Source organism: Lacinutrix undariae (assembly GCF_052934785.1).
This window is the reverse complement of record NZ_CM128809.1, coordinates 752,529-773,827: the sequence shown is the minus strand read 5'-3', so window position 1 is coordinate 773,827 and position 21,299 is coordinate 752,529. Positions and strand designations below refer to the sequence as shown.

The following is a 21,299-nucleotide window of genomic DNA, read 5'->3' as shown; positions in this document are numbered from 1 at the left end:
ATAAAAAAACCACTCTTTATTAAGAGTGGTTTTTTATTTTAAGACGATGAGTTAATTTATTTAATAATTCAATTTTAATAACTCATCCATATATTCTCTATTATTAGAAAGTCTTGGGACTTTATGTTGGCCACCTAATTTATTATGTTGTTTCAACCAATCATAAAATAAGTTTGGTCTTGCAGCATGTACTTTTGGCATATTCAATGTAATACTATTATAGCGTTTTGCTTCATAATCTGAATTTGAAGCTTTTAAAGCATTATCCAATAATTCACTAAAGTAGTTGAGGTCTTTAGGGGCTTTTTTAAATTCTATTACCCACTCGTGAGCGCCTTTTTCTCGGCCTTCCATAAAAATAGGAGCAGCCGTATAATCTATAATTTCAGCATCTGTTTTTCGGCATACGTTCTTAAGTGCATCTTCTGCATTTTCAATAATCAATTCTTCCCCAAATACATTAATATGATGCTTAGTTCTTCCTGAAACCTTTATACGATACGGATTTATAGAAGTGAATCTTACGGTATCTCCAATTTTATAACGCCATAAACCAGCATTAGTAGTAATAATTACAGCATAATTTTTATGAAGTTCTACTTCGCTTAGTGGAATCACTTTTTGTAGCGGTGTTCCGTAGGTATCCATAGGGATAAACTCATAAAAAATACCGTAATCTAGCATGAGTAAAAGTTCGCTAGAGTTATTTTGATCTTGAATTGCAAAAAATCCTTCCGAAGCATTATAAATTTCATAATACCTGAAATCGGTTTTTGGTAAGATCATTTTATATTGATCTGCATAAGGCACAAAACTAACACCACCATGAAAATAGACTTCTAGATTCGGCCATATTTCAAAAATACTTTGCTTGTTGGTGGTCTCTAAAACATTATTGAGTAACACGAGCATCCAAGACGGTACGCCAGCTAAACTGGTTACATTTTCATTTATAGTTTCATTTACAATCGCTTGCATTTTATGTTCCCAATCGCTCATTAATGAGACTTTACTGCTTGGTGTGCTACTATATTCGGCCCAAAAAGGCATGTTATCAATCAAAATAGCCGATAAATCTCCAAAAGCAGTTCCTTTTTCTTTATAAAGTTCTTTACTGCCTCCAAGGCGTAAACTCTTACCCGTAAAAAGTTGAGAGTTTTCGTTATTGTTTAAATACATACATAGTAAATCTTTACTAGCCGCATAATGGCAATCTTCTAAAGAGGTATTACTTACTGGTATAAATTTACTTTTAGCTCCAGTGGTTCCGCTAGATTTTGCAAACCATTTTATAGGTGTAGGCCAAAAAATATTATGTTCACCATTGCGAGAACGCTCAATTACATTTTGGTAATCTTCGTATGAGGATATCGGAATTCGATTAGCAAATTCGCGATAATTACTAATAGATTTAAAATCATATTGTTTACCTATCTCAGTATCTTTAGCTATGGTAATTAAATCTAATAATAATTCATTTTGAACTTCATTGGGGTATTTTAAAAACAAATCAATTTGATGAAAACGTTTTTTTAAAAACCATGAAGCTATTGAATTTACTAAAGGAATTGGCATATTTGCAGTATCTTTAAAAAGTAATTAAAAATACTACTTTTTTTTATGACCTACCAAGGAGTTTTAACAAAAATGGCAACTGAGTTTGCACAACCTATTCAATATTATTTGATTTTTGAGTCTGATTTTTTGAACATGAATCAATTAATAAACAAAACCATTACTTTGAGTTTTGTAAAGTTTGAATGTTTAAACTGTAAGTTAGATAAGCCAATTTATAGACAAGGATTTTGTAAATCTTGTTTTTTTGATGTGCCTCAAGCTGCAGATTGGATTATTAAACCAGAATTAAGTAAAGCACATTTAGATATTGAAGAACGAGATCTAGATTATGAAAAACGTGTGCAACTACAACCACATATTGTATATTTAGCAAATTCTAGTAATGTAAAAGTTGGGGTTACTCGCAAAACACAAGTGCCAACACGTTGGATAGATCAAGGCGCTCATGAAGCTTTAGAAATTGTTGAGGTACCTAATCGTTACCTTGCCGGTATTACCGAAATAGCATTAAAAGATTATGTAGCCGATAAAACAAATTGGCGTACAATGTTGAAAAATGAGATAAAAGATGAAAGCTTAGTAGAATGGAGATCGCGTTTAAAGCAATATATTCCTGCAGAAGCGCAACCTTATTTTATAGATAATAATGAAGAAACAGCTATTGAGTTTCCTGTATTGCAATATCCTGAAAAACCTAAAAGTCTTAATTTGCTAAAATCGCAAAGCTATACAGGGGTTTTAAAAGGAATTAAAGGACAATATTTGATTTTTGAAGATCAAACTGTTTTTAATATTAGAAGTAATGAAGGTTTAGTTGTCAATCTAACAATTGAATAATAAAAACCTTAAAAAACGAGTATATAAAAAAGCCTTTCTAAATTACTAAAGAAGGGCTTTTTTATATCATAAAAGAAGATGATACTAAATATCTTCTTGATCTCTTAATCCTTGAATGTAAGAAGCTTTTTGAACTTGTCTTCTTTTCTTTACTGAAGGTTTAGTGAAAAATTGGTTCTCTCTTAAGTTTTGCATAACTTTTACGTTTCTGTGCTTACGCTTGTAACGTTTAAGAGCGCGTTCAATGTTTTCACCTTCTTTAATTACAATTTTAATCATGTCTAGTTTTTAACAATTTATAGCGTTTTAGGTCTATCCTAAATACGTTTTTAATATTTTGCTTTTCGAAGCAGAGCGTAAACCTCTAATCCCCTTTTCGCGAATTTGTCTTACGCGTTCCCTTGTAAGATCAAAAGTTTTACCAATTTCATCTAATGTCATTGGCGGTTGATCACTTAATCCAAAATTTAAACGGATTACGTCACTTTCTTTAGCCGAAAGTGTACTTAATGCACGTTCAATTTCTAAACTTAACGATTCTTTCATTAGTTGTCTATCTGGATTTGGAGACTCACTAGAAGACACTACATCATATAAACTAGATGTTTCACCTTCTTTTAGTGGAGCGTCCATTGAAAGATGTCGTCCTGAGTTCTTCATAGACTGCTTTACATCACTCACCGTTAGATCTAATTCTTGAGCTATTTCCTCGGCGCTTGGAGGGCGTTCGTGGGTTTGTTCAAGAAAAGAATACGCTTTATTGATTTTGTTAATCGAACCAATTTTGTTCAAAGGTAATCTAACTATTCGAGATTGTTCAGCTAAAGCTTGTAAAATTGCTTGACGAATCCACCAAACTGCATAAGAAATGAATTTGAAACCTCTAGTTTCATCAAATCTCTTGGCTGCTTTTACTAAACCAGCGTTACCTTCGTTAATTAAATCGGGTAATGTTAACCCTTGATTTTGATATTGCTTAGCAACCGAAACTACAAAACGTAAGTTGGCTGTTGTAAGTTTATCTAAAGCAACCTGGTCTCCTTCTCGTATACGTTGTGCTAATTCAACTTCTTCTTCAGCCGTAATTAAAGGAAGCTTACTAATGTCTTGTAAATACTTGTCTAACGATTTTGATTCACGGTTAGTAACTTGCTTGGTTATTTTTAATTGCCTCATAGGGTTGTTTTATGAAATTAGGTTAATCCTAGCTATCAATATAGAATTTAAATTTGAAAAAACAAACAAAATAGACTTTATTTTTTAAAATGCTATGTTTTCTCCTTATTATTAATATAATACAACTGTTAGTTAACAGTGTCTTTTTCCTTGTTTTTGCTTAAAAGTCCGCCTAAAATATTTTTTACAACATCTTTAGTTTCTTCTTTAGTTGTAGTGGTTTCTTTTTCTGTTGCAGAAGTTGTTGTACTATCTGTTGCAGAGGTTGTGTTTTTTGAGTCGCCTAAGAGTCCGCTTAATAAATCTTTAACCTGATCGGTTCCTTTATTAATAAGTTTTTGTTTTTCAATCTCAACCAATTGCTTTGTTAAATTGGTAACGCCACTCGTTAAATCTGTTGATACTTTTGGGTTGGTATAGTTTCCGGTAATATTTGCTGTTACTGGAACCGTAAGATTTTTAACGTCGCTATCATCAATTTCAGCAATAAGTTTGTTTACATCACTTCCTAAATATTTTGCTGGTACATTAAAAACAGCATTATAAGATAAGGCTTGATCAAAACTATGGCTTCCAGAAACTTCAATATCTATATCTTCATATTTTACATGAAATGGTTTTACTGTTACTTTTCCGTCCTTAAAAGTTAAATTTGCTTTTAGATCTTTTAAATTAAGCTTTGTGAAATCTATAAAATCTAAAGCGCCATCTAATTTGCTTAATAATTGTCCTTCTTGAGGATTCATTTCTGTAGTTAGTAATTCTGCAAAAGCATCACCAGACATGGTGTTTAATACAGGAGAAAATTCGCTGTCTAAAGCACCAGATAAAGTTAATGTACTATTTAATTTTCCTTGTAAAGCTTTGGCTACTGGAGCTAAAGTTTGTAATAATTCCAAATCTTTAAATGATTGTGCAATATCAAAACTGTTAATTCCAAGATTCATATTAAACGTTGGCGTATCGGTTTGTGTAGATACGGTTCCGTTAAGTGATAAAATTCCGTCAAATATGTTTGTAGTCATATTACTTAAGGTTGCTTTTTGGTCTTTAATTAATAAACTTCCTTTTACGTTTTTTAAATTAAGATTGTCATAAACTACATTTTTTGCATTCGCATTTATGGTGCAATCTAAAAATGCAGGAATTTTTAATGCTGGTGTTGTAGTTGTTGATTTGTTTTCTGTTGAAGTTTCCGCTGGCGCTTCATTAGTATCACTAACCATAAAATCATTGATTACAAAATTATTAGAATTAAGGTTGAAATTCCCTTGTAACGTGGCGTCATTTAATAGAAAACCTAATAGGTTTTTGATAGTTCCGTTAGCTTCAATATCACTTTGTCCTGTTTGAGCCGTAAAATTATTGAGTGAAATGGTTCCAGGTTTAAAAGACATATCGGCTTTTGAAATTTGTAAAGGGTTAAGCATATCTTCCGAAGAAAATTTAAAACCACTCAAACTTACAGTTCCATTATTTTTTATGCGTTGAAAAGCATTAGTCTCAATCGCATTCATATCAAATGATGTATTAAGTTTTGCTTTTAATATTCCTGTTAATTCGTCATCTAATTCTACCGGATACGCTTTAGTGATGTTTGCTAAATTTAAAATTCCATCAATACTCGCGTTTACCAACATGTTTTTAGTCATGTTTTTTATTGTTGCCGAAGATTTAAATATATCTTCATCAATTTTAAAATCTAAAGTGTTTATGGCAACATAAGTGTCGTCAATATTTCCTGTAGTATTTTTTATAGTGGTATTAATATTTATGTTTTCTACCGCTTTTGGAAGATCAGGATATTTAAAAGATGCGTTTTCAGATACAATATTAATATCTAAAGTAGGAATTGTAGTTTCAGAATACAATCCTTTTACAATCCCCGAAAATTTAAAACCGCCAGTTGTTTTTACATCTGCAATATCTTTTGAATAACTCTCAGGTATAATTGCTAAGAAATCTTTAAAGGTAGAACCAGGATTCTCAAATGTAATGTCAATATCTTGCCCGTTTTCCAATAATTGCACAAACCCTTTAAACTTCAAAGGGAGTTTGTTAATAAGTGCTTTGTTATCTTTAAATGTATATTTTTGAGCATTTAAATCCATACCAATTATTGCATCTAACTCAATATGGTGATTGTTTAAATAATTGGTACCGTCACTATTTGCGCTGATGTTAAGTGTTGTGTTGGTGTCTAATTCCGAAGCATCGGCAGAAAAAATCCCTTTTCCTGTATGATTAATTTCGGTAAGATGCATGTTTATTTTAGAACTTTCATCAATATAAGTAAGTGCGCTATTGCTAATACTGTAATTTTCAATATCAAAAGCAAAACTACTACTTTCTGTTACTGTGCTTTTAGTTGGTGTAGTTTTAGTATCACTTTCTTTAGTGATATCATAATTAACAGCTCCTAAAGCGTTTGTTTTAAGTGTAATTAATGCTTCGTCTACCGAAATAGAATTTATTATAATTGGTGCTTCACCTGAAGTTTTAAATAACTCCATAACCGACATTGTAAATGCAATATCTTTTACGCTAGCAAAGGTTTCATCCTTAAAAGGGGCAAAATTAGTAATTAGTAAATCATTAACTTCTACATGTGCTTTTGGAAAACTTTTTATTAAACTTAAACTCACGTCGCTAAATTCTACTTTAGCATTTAGGTTATCGTTTATGGTGTCTTTTACCATGGTTTTTATTTGTGACTGAAACGCATACGGAATTGCCAATAATAATAAGAAAATGATGAGTAATGTAATACCTGCTATTTTTAAAGCTTTTTTCATAAGATGGTTTTTGTATCTATATATACGTATAAAATATGGTGTTGGTCTGCCGATTGCAAAAGTTTAAGATAACTTTACAAATTAACCGCTTTTAGTAAGACGCAGTTATAATGTAAAAGTTATAGTGTTAAGGAAATTTTAACATTTTGTTTAAGTTTGAAATATTTTTAATCAATATTAAGAGATAGATGTTTCAAAAAATAATTATAACAAACCTACTCCTTATTAAGTAAAAGTGATTTTGTTTTCTTTATTTTTGACGTTCATTATGCAACAATCTCACAAAGTTTACATTTCATTAGGTAGTAATAAAGGCGACAGGTTAAAAAACTTGCAAGACGCTGTTGATCTCATTTTTAAACATGTTGGTAATGTTACCGATATCTCGATGGTGTATAATACGCCAGCTGTAGGTTTTGAAGGCGACGATTTTTTAAACGCTTGTATTGCCATTGAAACAGAATTGGATGGTGAGGTTTTAATGCAATCCTTATTAGATACCGAAACCTTTTTAGGAAGACAACGTAGTAATAGTGGTGTTTACGAAGCACGAGTTATTGATATTGATGTGTTGTTTTATAATGAAGAAATCATCAATACCACGATATTACAAGCGCCACATCCTGAGCTTCATAAGCGTAAGTTTGTATTGCAGCCATTACATGATATTGCACCTAAATTTAAACATCCAAAATTTAATGTAACCGTAAGTGAAATGCTTGCCGATTGTGATGATAATAGTGCGCTGGAAGTTATAAAAATGTGGTTGAAAAATCCGTTGAAAAAATATCAGTTTACTAATTACAATTATATCGCTTTAGAAGGAAATATTGGCGCCGGAAAAACAAGTTTGGCAACCATGATTTCAAACGATTTTAATGCGAAACTTATTTTAGAGCGTTTTGCAGATAATGCGTTTCTTCCAAAATTTTACGAAGAACCACAACGTTATGCTTTTACTTTAGAAATGTCTTTTCTTGCTGATCGTTACCAACAAATTAGTGATGATTTATCGCAGTTAGATTTGTTTAAAGATTTTATGGTGAGCGATTATGATATTTATAAATCGTTGATTTTCTCAAAAATCACTCTTCCCGAAGATGAATTTATCCTGTACAGAAGATTATTCTATTTAATGTATAAAGACATCGCAAAACCGCAACTTTATGTGTATTTGTATCAAAACACAGAACGTTTACAGCAAAATATTAAAAAACGCGGTAGAGATTATGAGCAAAATATAGAAGACGATTATCTCGAAAAAATAAACGCTGGATATCTTGAGTTTTTAAAAAATCAAACCGAGTTAAATGTGAAAATCATTGATATCTCTAATAAAGATTTTGTAAACAATAGAGCTGATTATCTTTGGGTTTTAGAGCAAATTTGTGATGAAACAACAGATTAAAGTTTTTACAGGTATTTAATCTTTTGTCAGGTCTAGCGGAGTCGAGACCTTAATTATCCATTCATTTTAGCAAAAATATCCCAAACTACCACACCGCAACTTACTGAAATATTTAACGAATGCTTCGTTCCAAATTGAGGAATTTCTAAAACTAAATCACTTGTGCTTACCACATCTTGTGCAACACCTTTTACCTCGTTTCCAAAAACTAAAGCGTAAGTAGTATCTGGTTCGGGTTTAAAATCATTCAGCATAATAGCGTGTTCAGCTTGTTCAATAGCGGCAACTTTTACATTGTTCTCTTGTAGTTTTTTAATAACATCCATAGTGTTTTCGGCATGTTCCCAAGCTACAGTTTCTGTACTTCCTAAAGCTGTTTTATGAATGTCTCTATGTGGAGGCGTAGCCGTAATTCCGCAGAGATAAATTTTTTCAATTAAAAACGCATCACTCGTTCTAAATACCGATCCTATATTATTTAAACTTCTAATATTATCCAAAACAATAATAATAGGTGTTTTCTTGGTGTCTTTAAATTCATCAACACTTAGGCGGTCGAGTTCGCTATTTTTTAGTTTTCGCATGTTTAAATTTCTTAGTAATTGTAAATAACTTATCTTAAATCTGTTTTATAAAACATCAAATAATAAGTACTTTAGCAATCTTTGTTTTAGGGGTTGTTCAATACAATTTTAATAAAGCAAATCATTAAAAACCGACATTAAAAGTTATTAGTGTCACTTCGAGTGTCTTGAATGAATTTTAAAACATATCGAAAACCATTTAAAAGACAAAAATACTACTAAAAATACAGAACCATTGGCTAAGAAAGTAAAAAAAGAAACCCCTTTAATGAAGCAATACAATGCCATTAAAGCAAAATATCCAGATGCCCTTTTATTATTTAGAGTAGGGGATTTTTACGAAACCTTTGGATCGGACGCTATAAAAGCTGCCAAAATATTAGATATTACACTTACCAAACGTGGTGCAGGAAGCGAAAGCGAAATTGAATTAGCCGGTTTTCCGCATCATTCTATGAATACCTATTTACCAAAATTGGTAAAAGCAGGACAACGTGTGGCAATTTGTGATCAATTAGAAGACCCAAAGCAAACTAAAACTATTGTAAAACGTGGTGTTACAGAATTGGTAACGCCAGGTGTGGCATTAATTGATGATATTTTACATTCTAAAACCAATAATTTCTTAGCGGCAGTTTGTTTTGGAAGGCATCTTGTTGGTGTGGCATTTTTAGATGTGTCTACAGGTGAGTTTTTAGTATCTCAAGGAAGTGCGGAATATGTAGATAAATTACTTCAAAATTTTAGCCCGAGTGAAGTGCTAATTTCTAAACCAAAACGTAAAGAGTTTACCGCAACTTTTGGTGACGATTTTCATACTTTTTATTTAGAAGATTGGGTGTTTCAGGATGATTATGCGAATGAAACTTTATTAAAACATTTCAATACAAAATCACTAAAAGGTTTTGGAGTTGATGATGTTGTTGAAGGGATTATCGCTTCGGGAGCCGTTTTACATTATTTAAGCGAAACGCAGCATCACAAATTACAACACATCACATCTATACAACGCGTTACTCAAAATGAACACGTGTGGATGGATCGTTTTACCATAAAAAATTTAGAATTATACCATTCTACAAATCACAACGCAGTGACTTTGGTAGATGTTATTGATAAAACTATTTCTCCAATGGGAGGTCGTCTTTTAAAAAGATGGTTGGCATTACCCTTGGTAGATCTTGCTAAAATTAATCAACGTCACGAAGTGGTAGAGTATTTTATTAACGATGCTATTGTATTAAATAAAATACAGAGTTATGTAAAGCAAATTGGAGATATTGAGCGTTTAATATCTAAAGTAGCGACCACTAAAATTAGTCCGCGTGAGGTAATTCATCTTAAAAATGCTTTAGAAGCTATTGCGCCAATTAAAATTATTGCTCAACAAACCAATAATGAAGCTTTGCAAAATATAGGAAAACGTTTAGAACTTTGCGAAGAGTTACGCCAACGTATTAAAGCGACTTTAAATGAAGATGCGCCAGTAAATATTTTAAAAGGAAATTCTATTGCATCAGATTTCTCTGAAGAATTAAGCGAATTACGTGCGTTGTCAACTTCCGGAAAGGATTATTTAAACGCCATGTTAGAACGTGAAAGTGAACGTACAGGAATTACGTCGTTAAAAATTGCTTCTAATAATGTATTTGGATATTATATAGAAGTTAGAAACACGCACAAAGATAAAGTGCCCGAAGAATGGATTAGAAAACAGACTTTAGTAAATGCCGAACGTTATATTACCGAAGAGCTAAAAGAATATGAATCTAAAATTTTAGGTGCCGAAGAACGTATTATGGCTATTGAGCAAAAAATATTTGCTGAATTGGTAAGTTGGATAGGTTTGTTTATTCATCCTGTTCAAAAAAATGCCGCTTTAATTGCGCAGTTAGATTGTTTATGTGGTTTTGCACAATTAGCAACCGAAAATAAATATACACGACCAGAAATTAACGATACGTTTGCTTTAGATATTAAAAACGGAAGACATCCCGTAATTGAAAAGCAATTGCCACACGGCGAAAGTTATATTGCTAATGATGTGTATTTGGATCGTTCCGAACAACAAATAATAATGATTACCGGACCAAATATGTCTGGTAAGTCGGCTATCTTACGTCAAACAGCTTTAATTGTGCTTTTAGCACAAATGGGAAGTTTTGTGCCAGCAGAATCTGCAAAAGTAGGACTTACCGATAAAATATTTACTAGAGTAGGGGCGAGTGATAATATCTCTATGGGAGAATCTACATTTATGGTAGAAATGAATGAAACCGCTTCTATATTAAATAATGTGTCTGAACGTAGTTTGGTATTATTAGATGAAATAGGACGCGGAACAAGTACCTATGATGGAATTTCAATAGCTTGGGCAATTAGCGAATATTTACATGAGCATCCAAGTAAGGCGAAAACATTGTTTGCTACGCATTATCATGAGTTAAATGAAATGACAGAAACGTTTACACGTATCAAGAATTTTAATGTCTCAGTAAAGGAGTTAAAAGATAATGTTTTATTTCTTCGTAAACTTATTAAAGGAGGAAGTGAGCATAGTTTTGGTATTCATGTAGCTAAATTAGCAGGAATGCCACAACAAGTTATTCATCGCGCCAACAAAATTTTAAAGCAATTAGAAAAATCACATTCAAGCGAAGAACTTACCGATAAGGTGAAATCTTTAGATAATGAGATGCAATTAAGCTTTTTTAATCTTGATGATCCATTGTTAGAACAAATCAAAGAAGAGATCGTAAATATAGATATTGACACTTTAACTCCAGTTGAAGCTTTAATGAAGCTAAATGAGATAAAACGTATGTTATTGAAAAAGAGTAAGTAAGAAATTAATTTAAAAAAAAGTGAAAGTTTTTTAAAAAAATGCTTGTGTATTCTAATAAAAGCCTTAAATTTGCACTCGCAATCAGTACAAACGTTCATTTAAATAATTGCTATACTGCGAAAGTAGCTCAGGGGTAGAGCATCACCTTGCCAAGGTGGGGGTCGCGGGTTCAAATCCCGTCTTTCGCTCTAGACCTTTTAAAAATATACACGCTGAAGTGGTGGAATTGGTAGACACGTTGGACTTAAAATCCAATGAACATTAGTTCGTGCGGGTTCAAGTCCCGCCTTCAGTACAAAAGCCTTACATTTATGTAAGGCTTTTTTTTGTTTTATACTTTTTAGTTTTTAAAACAAATACATAAATCTGCAACCTATCTGTTGCATCTAAAAAAACTAGTTCTTGTTTTTTAGAAACTTCTATTACGTATTCAATTTTTATTAATTTATACTGAAATATACTTTTCTGTATATATATGTATGTCTTATTATGATTAGGATTTAGTATTTTGATGAGGTTTTTAAGCATTATAAGCTTCTTTGTAATAATGTAGAAGTTATTTAAAGGAAGATGTGAGAGGATTGCTTAAAATTGGGCACAAAAAAAGCCTGAATTAACAGGCTTTCTTATAATAAAGGTTCTAATTAGTGACCTTTTACTTTGTTTAAAGCGTCAGTTGCAGCTCCTTTTGCGTCATCAGCAGCATCAGTTGCAGCGTCTTTTACATCAGTTGCAGCTTCAGTAGCAGCATCTTTTGCATCAGTTGCAGCACCGTTAACAGCTTCTTTAGCATCGTCAACCATGTTTCCTGCTTCTTCAGTTGCATCTTCAACAGCATCTCCAGTTGCCTCAGCAGCATCTTCAGCAGCTTCTTTTACATCAGTTGCAGCTTTCTCAGCAGCTTCTCCAGCTTCTTGAGCAGCATTTTCAACAGCTTCTCCAGCTTTTTCAGCTCCTTCTTTAGTCTCTCTACATGAAGTAAAAGACAATCCTAATGCTAGGACTACTAATAGTAATTTTTTCATCGTAATAGTTTTAGTGTTAATTTTAATACACGAAATTAGTAACTTAGTTTGAATTATCAATAAAAAAATTAACAATTGTTAACATTTTTTGTGCTATTACCCAAACTTTAGTCTATTTACGAGTATAATTAAGGATTTGGATCACTGCACCTTCATTTTTTTTGATAAAAGCTGAATTTAATTTTCCTGTTTTTTCTCGTTTTGTGTCATTTTCAATGAGTGTTGTTAGGATATTATCAAGTTCATTGGTGTTTGTGATAGAAAATAACCCGCCGTTTGTAATCATTTGTGCAGCTTCAGGAAATTTTTCGTGATGTTTTCCTATAATAATAGGAACTCCAAAAACAGCAGGTTCTAATACATTATGTAATCCTGTGTTTCCCATAGCTCCTCCAACATAAGCAATATCAGCATAACTGTATATTTTGCTTAATAATCCAATAGTGTCAATAATAAAGACTGAGTATTCAGAAAGGTTTTTTCCTTCTTTTTCAGAAAACAAAACGGTTTTTACTTTAAGGTTTGAAACCATATTAGCTATTTGGCCAGATTTAATATTATGTGGCGCAATAATATATTTTACGTTCTTGTGTGGTGTGTTGTTTATAAATTGAATAAGTTGAGCCTCGTCTTCTGGCCATGAACTTCCTACGACTATACAAAGTTGGTTATTTTTAAATTCAGAAATAAAATCTAACACATTATTTTGTTCTAATTGGTTGGCAACTCTATCAAAACGTGTGTCTCCTGCAACTGTTATATTATTAAATCCTATTGAATTTATTAGTGTTTTTGAACTTTCATTCTGAACAAATATATGGTCAAAAGCTTGTAAGGCTGTTTTCATTTGCTTTCCATACCATTTAAAGTACGATTGTTGTTTTCTGAAGGTTGCCGAAATTAAAATAGCTTTATGTTGGCGTTTTTTTATAATGTTTAGATAATTTGGCCAAATATCATACTTAACAAAAACGGTAAGTTCTGGATGTATAAGATTTAAAAATTGCGTAGCGTTTTGCTTCGTATCTAAAGGTAAATAGACAACAATATCTGCGATATCTGTGTGTTTTCGAATTTCATATCCGGAAGGCGAAAAGAAACTTAGCACTATTTTATGGTTGGGATAATCTTGTCTTAACGCTTTAAAAACAGGTAAACCTTGTTCGTATTCTCCAAGAGAGGAGCAGTGAAACCAAAGCGTTTTGTCGGTTTTTAAAATTCCTTTTTCAAGAATATTAAAGGTTTCAGCACGGCCTAAAACACCAAGTTTAATTTTATGATTAAATAACGCTATGATTTTGAGAACCAAATGTGCCGCGTAAATTCCTAAATTATATAATAAATTCACTGTATTTCTGTTTCTGCAAAAATACATTACTTTACAATAATTTCATTGGTAGACGGGATTGAATTTCGTAAATTCGCTACTTAGTTAAGTGTATGACACTGTTAATACTTATAGTAAAACGAATACCTATTTTCGAATGAAAAAAATTCAAATGGTTGACTTAAAAGGTCAATACAATAATATCAAAGCGATTGTTGATCAATCAATTTTAGAAGTTTTAGACTCTACATCATATATAAATGGACCTCAAGTTCATAAATTTCAGAAAAATCTAGAAGATTATTTAAATGTAAAACATGTTATTCCTTGTGCAAACGGGACAGATGCTTTGCAAATAGCAATGATGGGATTAGGTTTACAACCCGGAGACGAGGTTATTACTGCAGATTTTACTTTTGCTGCTACTGTTGAGGTGATTGCGCTATTGCAATTAACACCGGTTTTAGTAGATGTTGATCCTGATACATTTAATATAGATATTGAGGCTATTAAAAAAGCAATTACGCCAAAAACAAAAGCGATTGTTCCTGTGCATTTATTTGGACAATGTGCCAATATGGAAGCGATTATGGAAATTGCAAAAGCTCATAATTTATTTGTAATTGAAGATAATGCTCAAGCGATTGGAGCAACTTATACCTATAGTGATGGTACAAAAGCTAAAGCTGGTACGATAGGGGATGTAGCTTCAACATCATTTTTTCCTTCAAAAAATTTAGGTTGTTATGGTGATGGTGGTGCAATATTTACTAATAATGATGAGTTGGCTCACACAATTAGAGGTATTGTAAATCATGGAATGTACGAACGTTATCATCATGATGTTGTGGGAGTAAATTCTCGTTTAGATTCTGTGCAAGCAGCCGTTTTAAATGCTAAATTACCAAACTTAGATACTTATAATACAGCACGAAAAGAGGCTGCAATGGCTTATGATAAAGCTTTTGAACCATATAATGATATTATAACACCTCATAGAGATGGAGATCAAGAAAATCACGTGTTTCATCAATATACACTTAAGGTGTTAAACACAGATAGAGATGCACTGGTTAAGCATTTAAATGAAAATGGAATTCCTTGTGGTGTGTATTACCCAATACCATTGCACTTGCAAAAAGCATATAAAGATACTCGTTATAATGAAGCAGATTTTACAATAACTAATCAATTAGTGAAAGAAGTGATCTCATTACCAATGCATACAGAATTAGATGCTGAACAAATTGAGTTCATTACAAATACACTTATTAATTTTGTGAAAAATAACTAAAATGAAAATACTTGTTACAGGTGGACTTGGTTTTATAGGTTCTCATACTGTAGTTGAACTTCAAAATAAAGGTTATGAGGTAGTTGTGATTGATGATTTATCAAATTCGTCTATTAATGTTCTAGATGGAATTACAGCAATAACAGGAATCACACCAGTTTTTGAAAAACTAGATTTGAAAAACAAATTAAGTGTCGAATCTTTTTTTGAAAAGCATAGCGATATTGTTGGTGTAATTCATTTTGCAGCAAGTAAGGCTGTAGGGGAAAGTGTAAAAGAACCTTTAATGTATTATGAGAATAACTTAAATACATTAATTTACATGCTTAAATCTGTAACAAAATTAAAGACATCTAATTTTATTTTTAGTTCTTCTTGTACGGTTTACGGTCAAGCTGATCAAATGCCAATTTTAGAGCAAGCTCCAGTTAAAGCCGCTGAATCTCCTTACGGAAATACAAAGCAAATTGGAGAAGAAATTATTGCTGATACTTGTAAAGTTATGTCAGGGTTAAATGCAATATCATTACGTTATTTTAATCCAGTAGGTTCTCATGATAGTGTTCAAATTGGTGAATTACCACTTGGAGTGCCTCAAAATTTAATTCCTTTTATTACGCAAACTGCCGCAGGATTACGTGATGAGTTATCTGTTTTTGGTGATGATTATAATACGCCAGATGGAACTTGTATTAGAGATTATATTCATGTGGTAGATTTAGCAAAAGCTCACGTTATAGCTTTACAACGTTTAATTGAAAGAAATAATGACACTAATTATGAAGTTTTTAATATTGGAACAGGAACAGGTAGTTCGGTTTTAGATGTTATTAAATCTTTTGAAAAAGTATCAGGGCAAAAATTAAATTATAAAATTGCACCAAGACGAGAAGGAGATATTACTGAAGCTTTTGCAGATACTACTAAATCGAATAAAGTTTTAGGTTGGAAAGCAAATTTAACTTTAGATGATGCTATGCGTTCTGCTTGGAACTGGGAAAAGAAAATTAGAAATTTATAAGAGATAATTATCGTTTTTTAAAAGCGATATATTTATATACAGCGTGTTTTGAACGTGAAATCGTTATTTATTAATGAATTTTACTTTAAAACACGCTTTTTTTATTCAAAATAGAATACAAACGATAGAATCTGATATTTTTAAATTGTTGAATTGTTAGTTTAAAGTAAAAATTATTGACGATGCCTTAATTATAAGTTAATCTAATTGTGAATATTGTATTTAAGAACTTGATTAACAATGATTTAATACGAATAGCTTGTCATTGGTTATTAATACCCGTTACTTTGTAATGAATGATAAATGATATACAATGAAATTGATAAGTATTAAAAGAGAGACAAAAATCGAATCTCGTTTTACAAAAAAGATGGGTTTATTACGTACAAACGTAACTTATATTAAAAAGCAATTTTTAAGTGTTCCGTTTAAAACACTTCATAAATATAGAGAAACCTATTATGGAGAAATTAAAGATTGTGAAGATTGTAATTTAGCAAGATAAATAAAAAGCCTCTGAAATTTTAGAGGCTTTTTTATGTTATATTGTTTTTTTATTTAGTATAAAAGAGCCTACAAAGAGCATAATCATTCCGGTAGAAACCGAAACATCTGCAATATTGAATATTCCTGTTCTAAATACACCTCCAAAGTCTATGTGTAAAAAGTCGGTAACTTCACCGTAAACAATTCTGTCATATACATTAGCGATTCCGCCTCCGGCAATTGCTGTTAATGCAATAATGCTATACCTATCTAACTCCTTATTTTTAAGGATGAAATAAATTAAATATCCCAGCACTAAAATTGGTAATATTAATAATACTAAAAGGCGTATAATTGGACTTAAATCGCTTCCTATACCCAGAAAAGCACCGCTGTTTTCAACTTTAGTCATTATAAAAGTATCTCCAATTAATGGGATAATTTCATTATAATTGACATAAATTCTAATTAGTATTTTAGAAATTTGATCAATAGCAATATTACCTATAATTAATAATGCAATACCAAGCGTTCTAGAAATTTTCATAATCTACGCTTTAGTTTCAAAAGTAGCAGAAGCTGTTTCCGATGGTCTGTTAATTTTCTTTACTAAACCTTGTAATACTTTTCCTGGGCCAACTTCAGTAAATAAAGTAGCGCCATCAGCAACCATTTGTTGCACAGATTGTGTCCAACGTACTGGTGCCGTTAATTGTGATATTAAATTTGCTTTTATAGCTGTTTCATCAAGAACGGCATTTGCTGTCACATTTTGATAAATTGGACAGTTTGGTTTACTGAACAATGTGTTTTCAATTGCTGCAGCTAATTCTTCGCGAGCAGGTTCCATTAAAGGTGAGTGAAATGCACCTCCAACTGGTAATACTAAAGCGCGTCTAGCACCTTTTTCTTTTAAGACTTCACAAGCGGTGTTGATTGCTGCAACTTCTCCAGAAATTACTAATTGTCCTGGGCAGTTATAGTTTGCAGCTACAACAATACCTGGGGTGTTTGCACAAACGTCTTCAACAATATTATCTTCAAGACCTAAAACGGCAGCCATTGTGCTTGGTTGTAATTCGCAAGCTTTTTGCATAGCTAAAGCACGTTGTGATACTAAACGTAAGCCATCTTCAAAAGTTAAGGTTCCGTTCGCTACTAATGCTGAAAATTCTCCAAGTGAATGTCCTGCAACCATATCTGGTTTAAAACTATCTCCTAATGTTTTAGCTAAAATTACAGAGTGCAAAAAGATAGCTGGTTGTGTAACCTTGGTTTCTTTAAGGGCTTCAGCAGAACCTTCAAACATAATGTCTGTAATATTAAATCCTAAAATGTCATTAGCTTGTTCGAATAATTGTTGCGCTAAAGGTGAATTTTCGTATAAGTCTAAGCCCATTCCTGAGAATTGAGCACCTTGACCAGGGAATATATATGCGTTCATTGTATAGTATTGGCTTCAAAAAAGAAGAAGCACTATTTTTAATTAGTAATTGATTTTTGTATTGTAAAAATAAGGTTTTTTTAAAACTTATAGTCCAGCTGTTGCAGCTTCTGCACATCTTTCTCCATCCATTGCTGCCGAAACAATACCACCTGCGTAACCTCCACCTTCTCCACATGGGAATAAGTTGAGTATTTCGGGATGCTCTAAAGTTTCTTTTCTTGGAATATTTACTGGTGATGAGGTTCTAGATTCTACACCAATAACATTTGCTTCGTTAGTATAATAACCTCTCATTTTTTCTCCAAAAGCAGGAAAAGCTTTTCGTAACCTTCCTCCAATTAATTTTGGTAATAGTGAGTGTAATGGTGCTGAGTTTAATCCTGGTTGATAAGATGTAGAGTTTAAATCTTCTGAAATTTTTCCATCTACAAAATCAACTAGTCGTTGTGCTGGTGCAGTTTGTGTGCGACCTCCAGCAGTAAATGCTAAACGTTCTAAATCTTTTTGGTATTCTAAACCTTTTAATACGCCAAATTTTTCGTATTTGTATAAATCTTTTTCGGCATTGATTTCAACAACAATTCCAGAATTTGCAAATTCATTATTTCGTTTTGATGGCGACATTCCGTTTACTACAACTTCTCCGTTTGCAGTAGCAGCTGGTACAATAAAACCACCAGGACACATACAAAAAGAGTATACACCACGCTCGTTAACTTGTTGTACTAAGCTGTAAGATGCTGCTGGTAACAATTCATTACGTTCGCCTTTACAATGGTATTGTATACTATCTATTATATGTTGAGGATGTTCAATACGAACGCCCATAGCAAATGATTTAGATTGTAAAGCAATATTTTTATCGTTTAATAAATAGTAAATATCTCTTGCCGAATGGCCGGTAGCTAAAATAACTTTCTGTACCGGGATTTCGTCTCCATTTTTTAAATGAAGCGCTTGTATTTGATTATCTTTAATATCAAAATCGGTAACGCGAGTTTCAAAATGAATTTCTCCACCGTATTTTAAAATTGTTTCTCTAATGTTTGTAACCACCTTTGGAAGCTTATTGGTTCCAATATGGGGGTGTGCATCTACCAAAATTTGATCGGTAGCGCCATGATACACTAAGTTTTCAAAAATTCGTCTTACATCTCCACGTTTTAAACTTCTAGTGTATAATTTTCCATCACTATAAGTTCCTGCTCCACCTTCACCAAAACAGTAATTTGAATCTTCATCTACATGATGATCTTGATTAATGGCTTTTAAATCGCGTCTTCTGTCTTGTGCATTTTTACCACGCTCTAAAACTACGGGTTTAAAGCCCAATTCAATACAGCGCAATGCAGCGTACATTCCGGCAGGACCAAAACCAATAATATGAACAGGTTTTGCTTGAGATACATCTTTGTAATCAAATTTGTAGTCTGAATGTTCCGGAAGTGCTTCTTTTATAAAAACTGATATTTTATAATTCACCATTATACGTGCTTTACGTGCATCAATAGATTTTCTAAGGACTTTAATTCCTGTGATGTCTCTTTCGGGAATATCTAAAGATTCGACTGCTTTTTTTAATAAAAACTCATCAGCTTCTTTTTCCTCTTGCAGTGTAAGGCGTAATTGAATGTCTTTAATCATAATTTTTCGTAAGTAAGAAATGAAAAGTCATAATCATGATTTTCATCTTTATTGTGATCTATACGTTGTGTTTGTTTCCATAGTAAAGGATCTATTTCAGGGAAATGCGTATCACCTTCAAAGCGGTGATGTACACGAGTAAGTTCTACTTTATCAACAATGTTTATAGCTTCTTTATAAATTTCCCCACCACCAATAATAAATGGATATTGATCATTTTTTGAAGCATCAATAGCATCGTTTAGTGAGTTAACAACAATCACTCCATCTGGAGCATTGTAGTTAGCTTGTCTTGTAATAACAACGTGTGTACGGTTTGGTAATGGTTTTGGAAAACTTTCAAAAGTTTTTCTTCCCATAATGATATGATGACCAGAGGTAAGCGCTTTAAAACGTTTAAGGTCATCTCTTAGGTGCCAAATTAATTTGTTGTCTTTTCCTATAATATTGTTTTCTGCAGCAGCCACAATAATTGTAAGTTGCGAGTTTTTTACTGTTTTTATGATAGATTTTTCTTTTGTAACTTCTAACGGATATTTTTTTTCAACTTTTGCTTTCAGTGTGTTTATTTTATCTTGTTGTTTGGCTACGAGTTTATCTAATTGTTTTTGTTCCCAATCTTTACCCATAAATCTATTAGTGATAAATACATTAAAAGCGTGATATATAAATAAAAATAACCAAGCTAAAATGGCGTAAACAAACCAGTTTAAGCCAAGAAACATTACTGTTTCTCCAATACCTAAAACCGTATTGGCAAGTATTAAAAATACAGCACCAATTAAGAAAATAACAAAGTGTACATATAAACTTTTTTTCTGTTTGATGCGTTTTTGAGCATTTTTAATAAGTTCTAACTGCTCTTTATCTATTTGTGGTGTTACTTTTTTCTTACCGAACATAACTTAAGTTTTTAAATGGCAACTGCTCCTTTAATATGTGGATGCGGATTGTAATCTTCAAGAGTGAAATCATCAAAAGTGAAATCGAAAATATCTGTGATTTCAGGATTTAATTTCATTTTTGGTAATGGTTTTAATGCTCTAGAAAGTTGTAGTTCTACCTGATCTAAATGGTTATTGTAAATATGAGCATCACCAAATGTGTGAATAAAATCTCCAGCTTCATAACCACATACTTGCGCCACCATCATTGTAAATAATGCGTAAGATGCAATATTGAAAGGTACACCTAAAAAGGTATCTGCACTTCTTTGGTATAACTGACAAGATAATTTTCCGTCGGCTACATAAAACTGAAAAAATGCATGACAGGGAGGAAGTGCTGCTTTTCCGTTGGCTACATTTTCATCAAAACTTTTTGATGTATCAGGTAATACTGAAGGATTCCAAGCAGAAACCAACATACGTCTGCTATTTGGGTTGTTTTTTAAGGTATGAATAACCTCTTTTATCTGGTCAATTTCATCACTATTCCAATTACGCCATTGGTGTCCGTAAACAGGACCTAAATCGCCATTTTCATCAGCCCATTCATTCCAAATGCGTACACCGTTTTCCGTAAGGTATTTAGTGTTAGTATCTCCTTTTAAAAACCATAATAACTCGTGTATGATAGATTTTAAATGTAACTTTTTTGTGGTTACCATTGGAAAACCTTCACTTAAATCAAAACGCATTTGATAGCCAAATACACTTTTGGTTCCGGTTCCAGTACGGTCACCTTTTTCGTTACCTTCTGCTAATATATGTTTTACTAAGTCGTGATATTGTTTCATATTATTCAGGTCGCTACTGCGAGAATTATAGTTGAAATTTATAACAAAAATAAGAAAAAACGCTCCATATCATGTTTTGATAGAAGCGTTTCTT

18 protein-coding genes and 2 tRNA genes are annotated in these 21,299 nt (G+C 32.2%); 8 read left to right on the top strand and 12 right to left on the bottom strand.

Going from position 1 to position 21,299, the window contains the following annotated elements; genetic code table 11:
* Positions 1-60: 60 nt before the first annotated feature.
* Entirely contained in the window at positions 61-1,575 is a 1,515-nt protein-coding gene (locus ACU4C5_RS03535) for a GH3 auxin-responsive promoter family protein (RefSeq protein WP_446845671.1), read from the bottom strand.
* 45 nt (positions 1,576-1,620) lie between these two features.
* On the opposite strand from ACU4C5_RS03535, the gene ACU4C5_RS03530 reads away from it, so the two are divergent.
* Complete coding sequence (locus ACU4C5_RS03530; RefSeq protein ID WP_446845670.1) at positions 1,621-2,415, top strand: DUF2797 domain-containing protein; 795 nt, start codon at positions 1,621-1,623, stop codon at positions 2,413-2,415.
* 84 nt (positions 2,416-2,499) lie between these two features.
* On the opposite strand, the gene rpsU is transcribed toward ACU4C5_RS03530, so the two are convergent.
* The 3 genes from rpsU to ACU4C5_RS03515 all read right to left on the bottom strand — a co-directional run bounded on the left by rpsU (position 2,500) and on the right by ACU4C5_RS03515 (position 6,386).
* Positions 2,500-2,694 (bottom strand): 30S ribosomal protein S21, encoded by a 195-nt coding sequence (gene rpsU / locus ACU4C5_RS03525; protein ID WP_446845668.1) that lies wholly within the window; start codon positions 2,692-2,694, stop codon positions 2,500-2,502.
* A 33-nt stretch (positions 2,695-2,727) separates the two neighbouring features.
* The gene (locus ACU4C5_RS03520) at positions 2,728-3,591 is read right to left on the bottom strand and encodes a sigma-70 family RNA polymerase sigma factor (protein ID WP_446845667.1); all 864 of its coding nucleotides are present in this window, start codon (positions 3,589-3,591) and stop codon (positions 2,728-2,730) included.
* Between the two features lie 128 nt (positions 3,592-3,719).
* On the bottom strand, positions 3,720-6,386 hold the full coding sequence (locus ACU4C5_RS03515) for an AsmA family protein (RefSeq protein WP_446845666.1): 2,667 nt from the start codon (positions 6,384-6,386) through the stop codon (positions 3,720-3,722).
* 268 nt (positions 6,387-6,654) lie between these two features.
* Here ACU4C5_RS03515 and folK point away from each other — a divergent pair, with 268 nt between their 5' ends.
* Positions 6,655-7,794, top strand: coding sequence for a 2-amino-4-hydroxy-6-hydroxymethyldihydropteridine diphosphokinase (gene folK, locus ACU4C5_RS03510; RefSeq protein ID WP_446845665.1), 1,140 nt, complete (start codon positions 6,655-6,657; stop codon positions 7,792-7,794).
* Between the two features lie 53 nt (positions 7,795-7,847).
* Here the strand turns inward: folK and ACU4C5_RS03505 are convergent, their stop codons facing one another.
* Entirely contained in the window at positions 7,848-8,378 is a 531-nt protein-coding gene (locus ACU4C5_RS03505) for an RNA methyltransferase (RefSeq protein ID WP_446845664.1), read from the bottom strand.
* Between the two features lie 235 nt (positions 8,379-8,613).
* On the opposite strand from ACU4C5_RS03505, the gene mutS reads away from it, so the two are divergent.
* The 3 genes from mutS to ACU4C5_RS03490 all read left to right on the top strand — a co-directional run bounded on the left by mutS (position 8,614) and on the right by ACU4C5_RS03490 (position 11,518).
* Positions 8,614-11,223 carry a DNA mismatch repair protein MutS gene (gene mutS, locus ACU4C5_RS03500; protein WP_446845662.1) on the top strand — a complete coding sequence of 870 codons (2,610 nt, stop codon included), beginning with the start codon at positions 8,614-8,616 and terminating at the stop codon, positions 11,221-11,223.
* A gap of 116 nt (positions 11,224-11,339) precedes the next feature.
* Positions 11,340-11,411 (top strand) — tRNA-Gly (locus ACU4C5_RS03495).
* 23 nt (positions 11,412-11,434) lie between these two features.
* A tRNA-Leu gene (locus ACU4C5_RS03490) sits at positions 11,435-11,518 on the top strand.
* 349 nt (positions 11,519-11,867) lie between these two features.
* Here ACU4C5_RS03490 and ACU4C5_RS03485 read toward each other — a convergent pair.
* Both ACU4C5_RS03485 and ACU4C5_RS03480 read right to left on the bottom strand, forming a co-directional pair.
* Complete coding sequence (locus ACU4C5_RS03485; RefSeq protein ID WP_446845661.1) at positions 11,868-12,248, bottom strand: hypothetical protein; 381 nt, start codon at positions 12,246-12,248, stop codon at positions 11,868-11,870.
* A gap of 112 nt (positions 12,249-12,360) precedes the next feature.
* Positions 12,361-13,596 carry a 3-deoxy-D-manno-octulosonic acid transferase gene (locus ACU4C5_RS03480; RefSeq protein ID WP_446845660.1) on the bottom strand — a complete coding sequence of 412 codons (1,236 nt, stop codon included), beginning with the start codon at positions 13,594-13,596 and terminating at the stop codon, positions 12,361-12,363.
* 136 nt (positions 13,597-13,732) lie between these two features.
* Here ACU4C5_RS03480 and ACU4C5_RS03475 point away from each other — a divergent pair, with 136 nt between their 5' ends.
* The 3 genes from ACU4C5_RS03475 to ACU4C5_RS03465 all read left to right on the top strand — a co-directional run bounded on the left by ACU4C5_RS03475 (position 13,733) and on the right by ACU4C5_RS03465 (position 16,395).
* Positions 13,733-14,869 (top strand): DegT/DnrJ/EryC1/StrS family aminotransferase, encoded by a 1,137-nt coding sequence (locus ACU4C5_RS03475; protein WP_446845659.1) that lies wholly within the window; start codon positions 13,733-13,735, stop codon positions 14,867-14,869.
* A gap of 1 nt (position 14,870) precedes the next feature.
* Entirely contained in the window at positions 14,871-15,890 is a 1,020-nt protein-coding gene (galE, locus tag ACU4C5_RS03470) for a UDP-glucose 4-epimerase GalE (protein WP_446845658.1), read from the top strand.
* A gap of 313 nt (positions 15,891-16,203) precedes the next feature.
* Positions 16,204-16,395: a hypothetical protein gene (locus ACU4C5_RS03465; protein ID WP_446845657.1), complete on the top strand. Its 192-nt coding sequence runs from the start codon at positions 16,204-16,206 to the stop codon at positions 16,393-16,395.
* 36 nt (positions 16,396-16,431) lie between these two features.
* On the opposite strand, the gene lspA is transcribed toward ACU4C5_RS03465, so the two are convergent.
* The 5 genes from lspA to ACU4C5_RS03440 all read right to left on the bottom strand — a co-directional run bounded on the left by lspA (position 16,432) and on the right by ACU4C5_RS03440 (position 21,205).
* Complete coding sequence (gene lspA, locus ACU4C5_RS03460; RefSeq protein WP_446845656.1) at positions 16,432-16,923, bottom strand: signal peptidase II; 492 nt, start codon at positions 16,921-16,923, stop codon at positions 16,432-16,434.
* Positions 16,924-16,926: 3 nt separating this feature from the next.
* The gene (fabD, locus tag ACU4C5_RS03455) at positions 16,927-17,820 is read right to left on the bottom strand and encodes an ACP S-malonyltransferase (protein WP_446845655.1); all 894 of its coding nucleotides are present in this window, start codon (positions 17,818-17,820) and stop codon (positions 16,927-16,929) included.
* An 87-nt stretch (positions 17,821-17,907) separates the two neighbouring features.
* Complete coding sequence (locus ACU4C5_RS03450) at positions 17,908-19,467, bottom strand: NAD(P)/FAD-dependent oxidoreductase (RefSeq protein ID WP_446845654.1); 1,560 nt, start codon at positions 19,465-19,467, stop codon at positions 17,908-17,910.
* Positions 19,464-20,369, bottom strand: a complete 906-nt coding sequence (locus tag ACU4C5_RS03445; protein WP_446845653.1) for a dihydrofolate reductase — start codon at positions 20,367-20,369, stop codon at positions 19,464-19,466. Before ACU4C5_RS03445 ends, ACU4C5_RS03450 begins: the two co-directional genes overlap by 4 nt.
* An 11-nt stretch (positions 20,370-20,380) precedes the next feature.
* A complete protein-coding gene (locus tag ACU4C5_RS03440; RefSeq protein ID WP_446845652.1) occupies positions 20,381-21,205 on the bottom strand; it encodes a thymidylate synthase in 825 nt (274 codons plus the stop codon).
* Positions 21,206-21,299 lie beyond the last annotated feature (94 nt).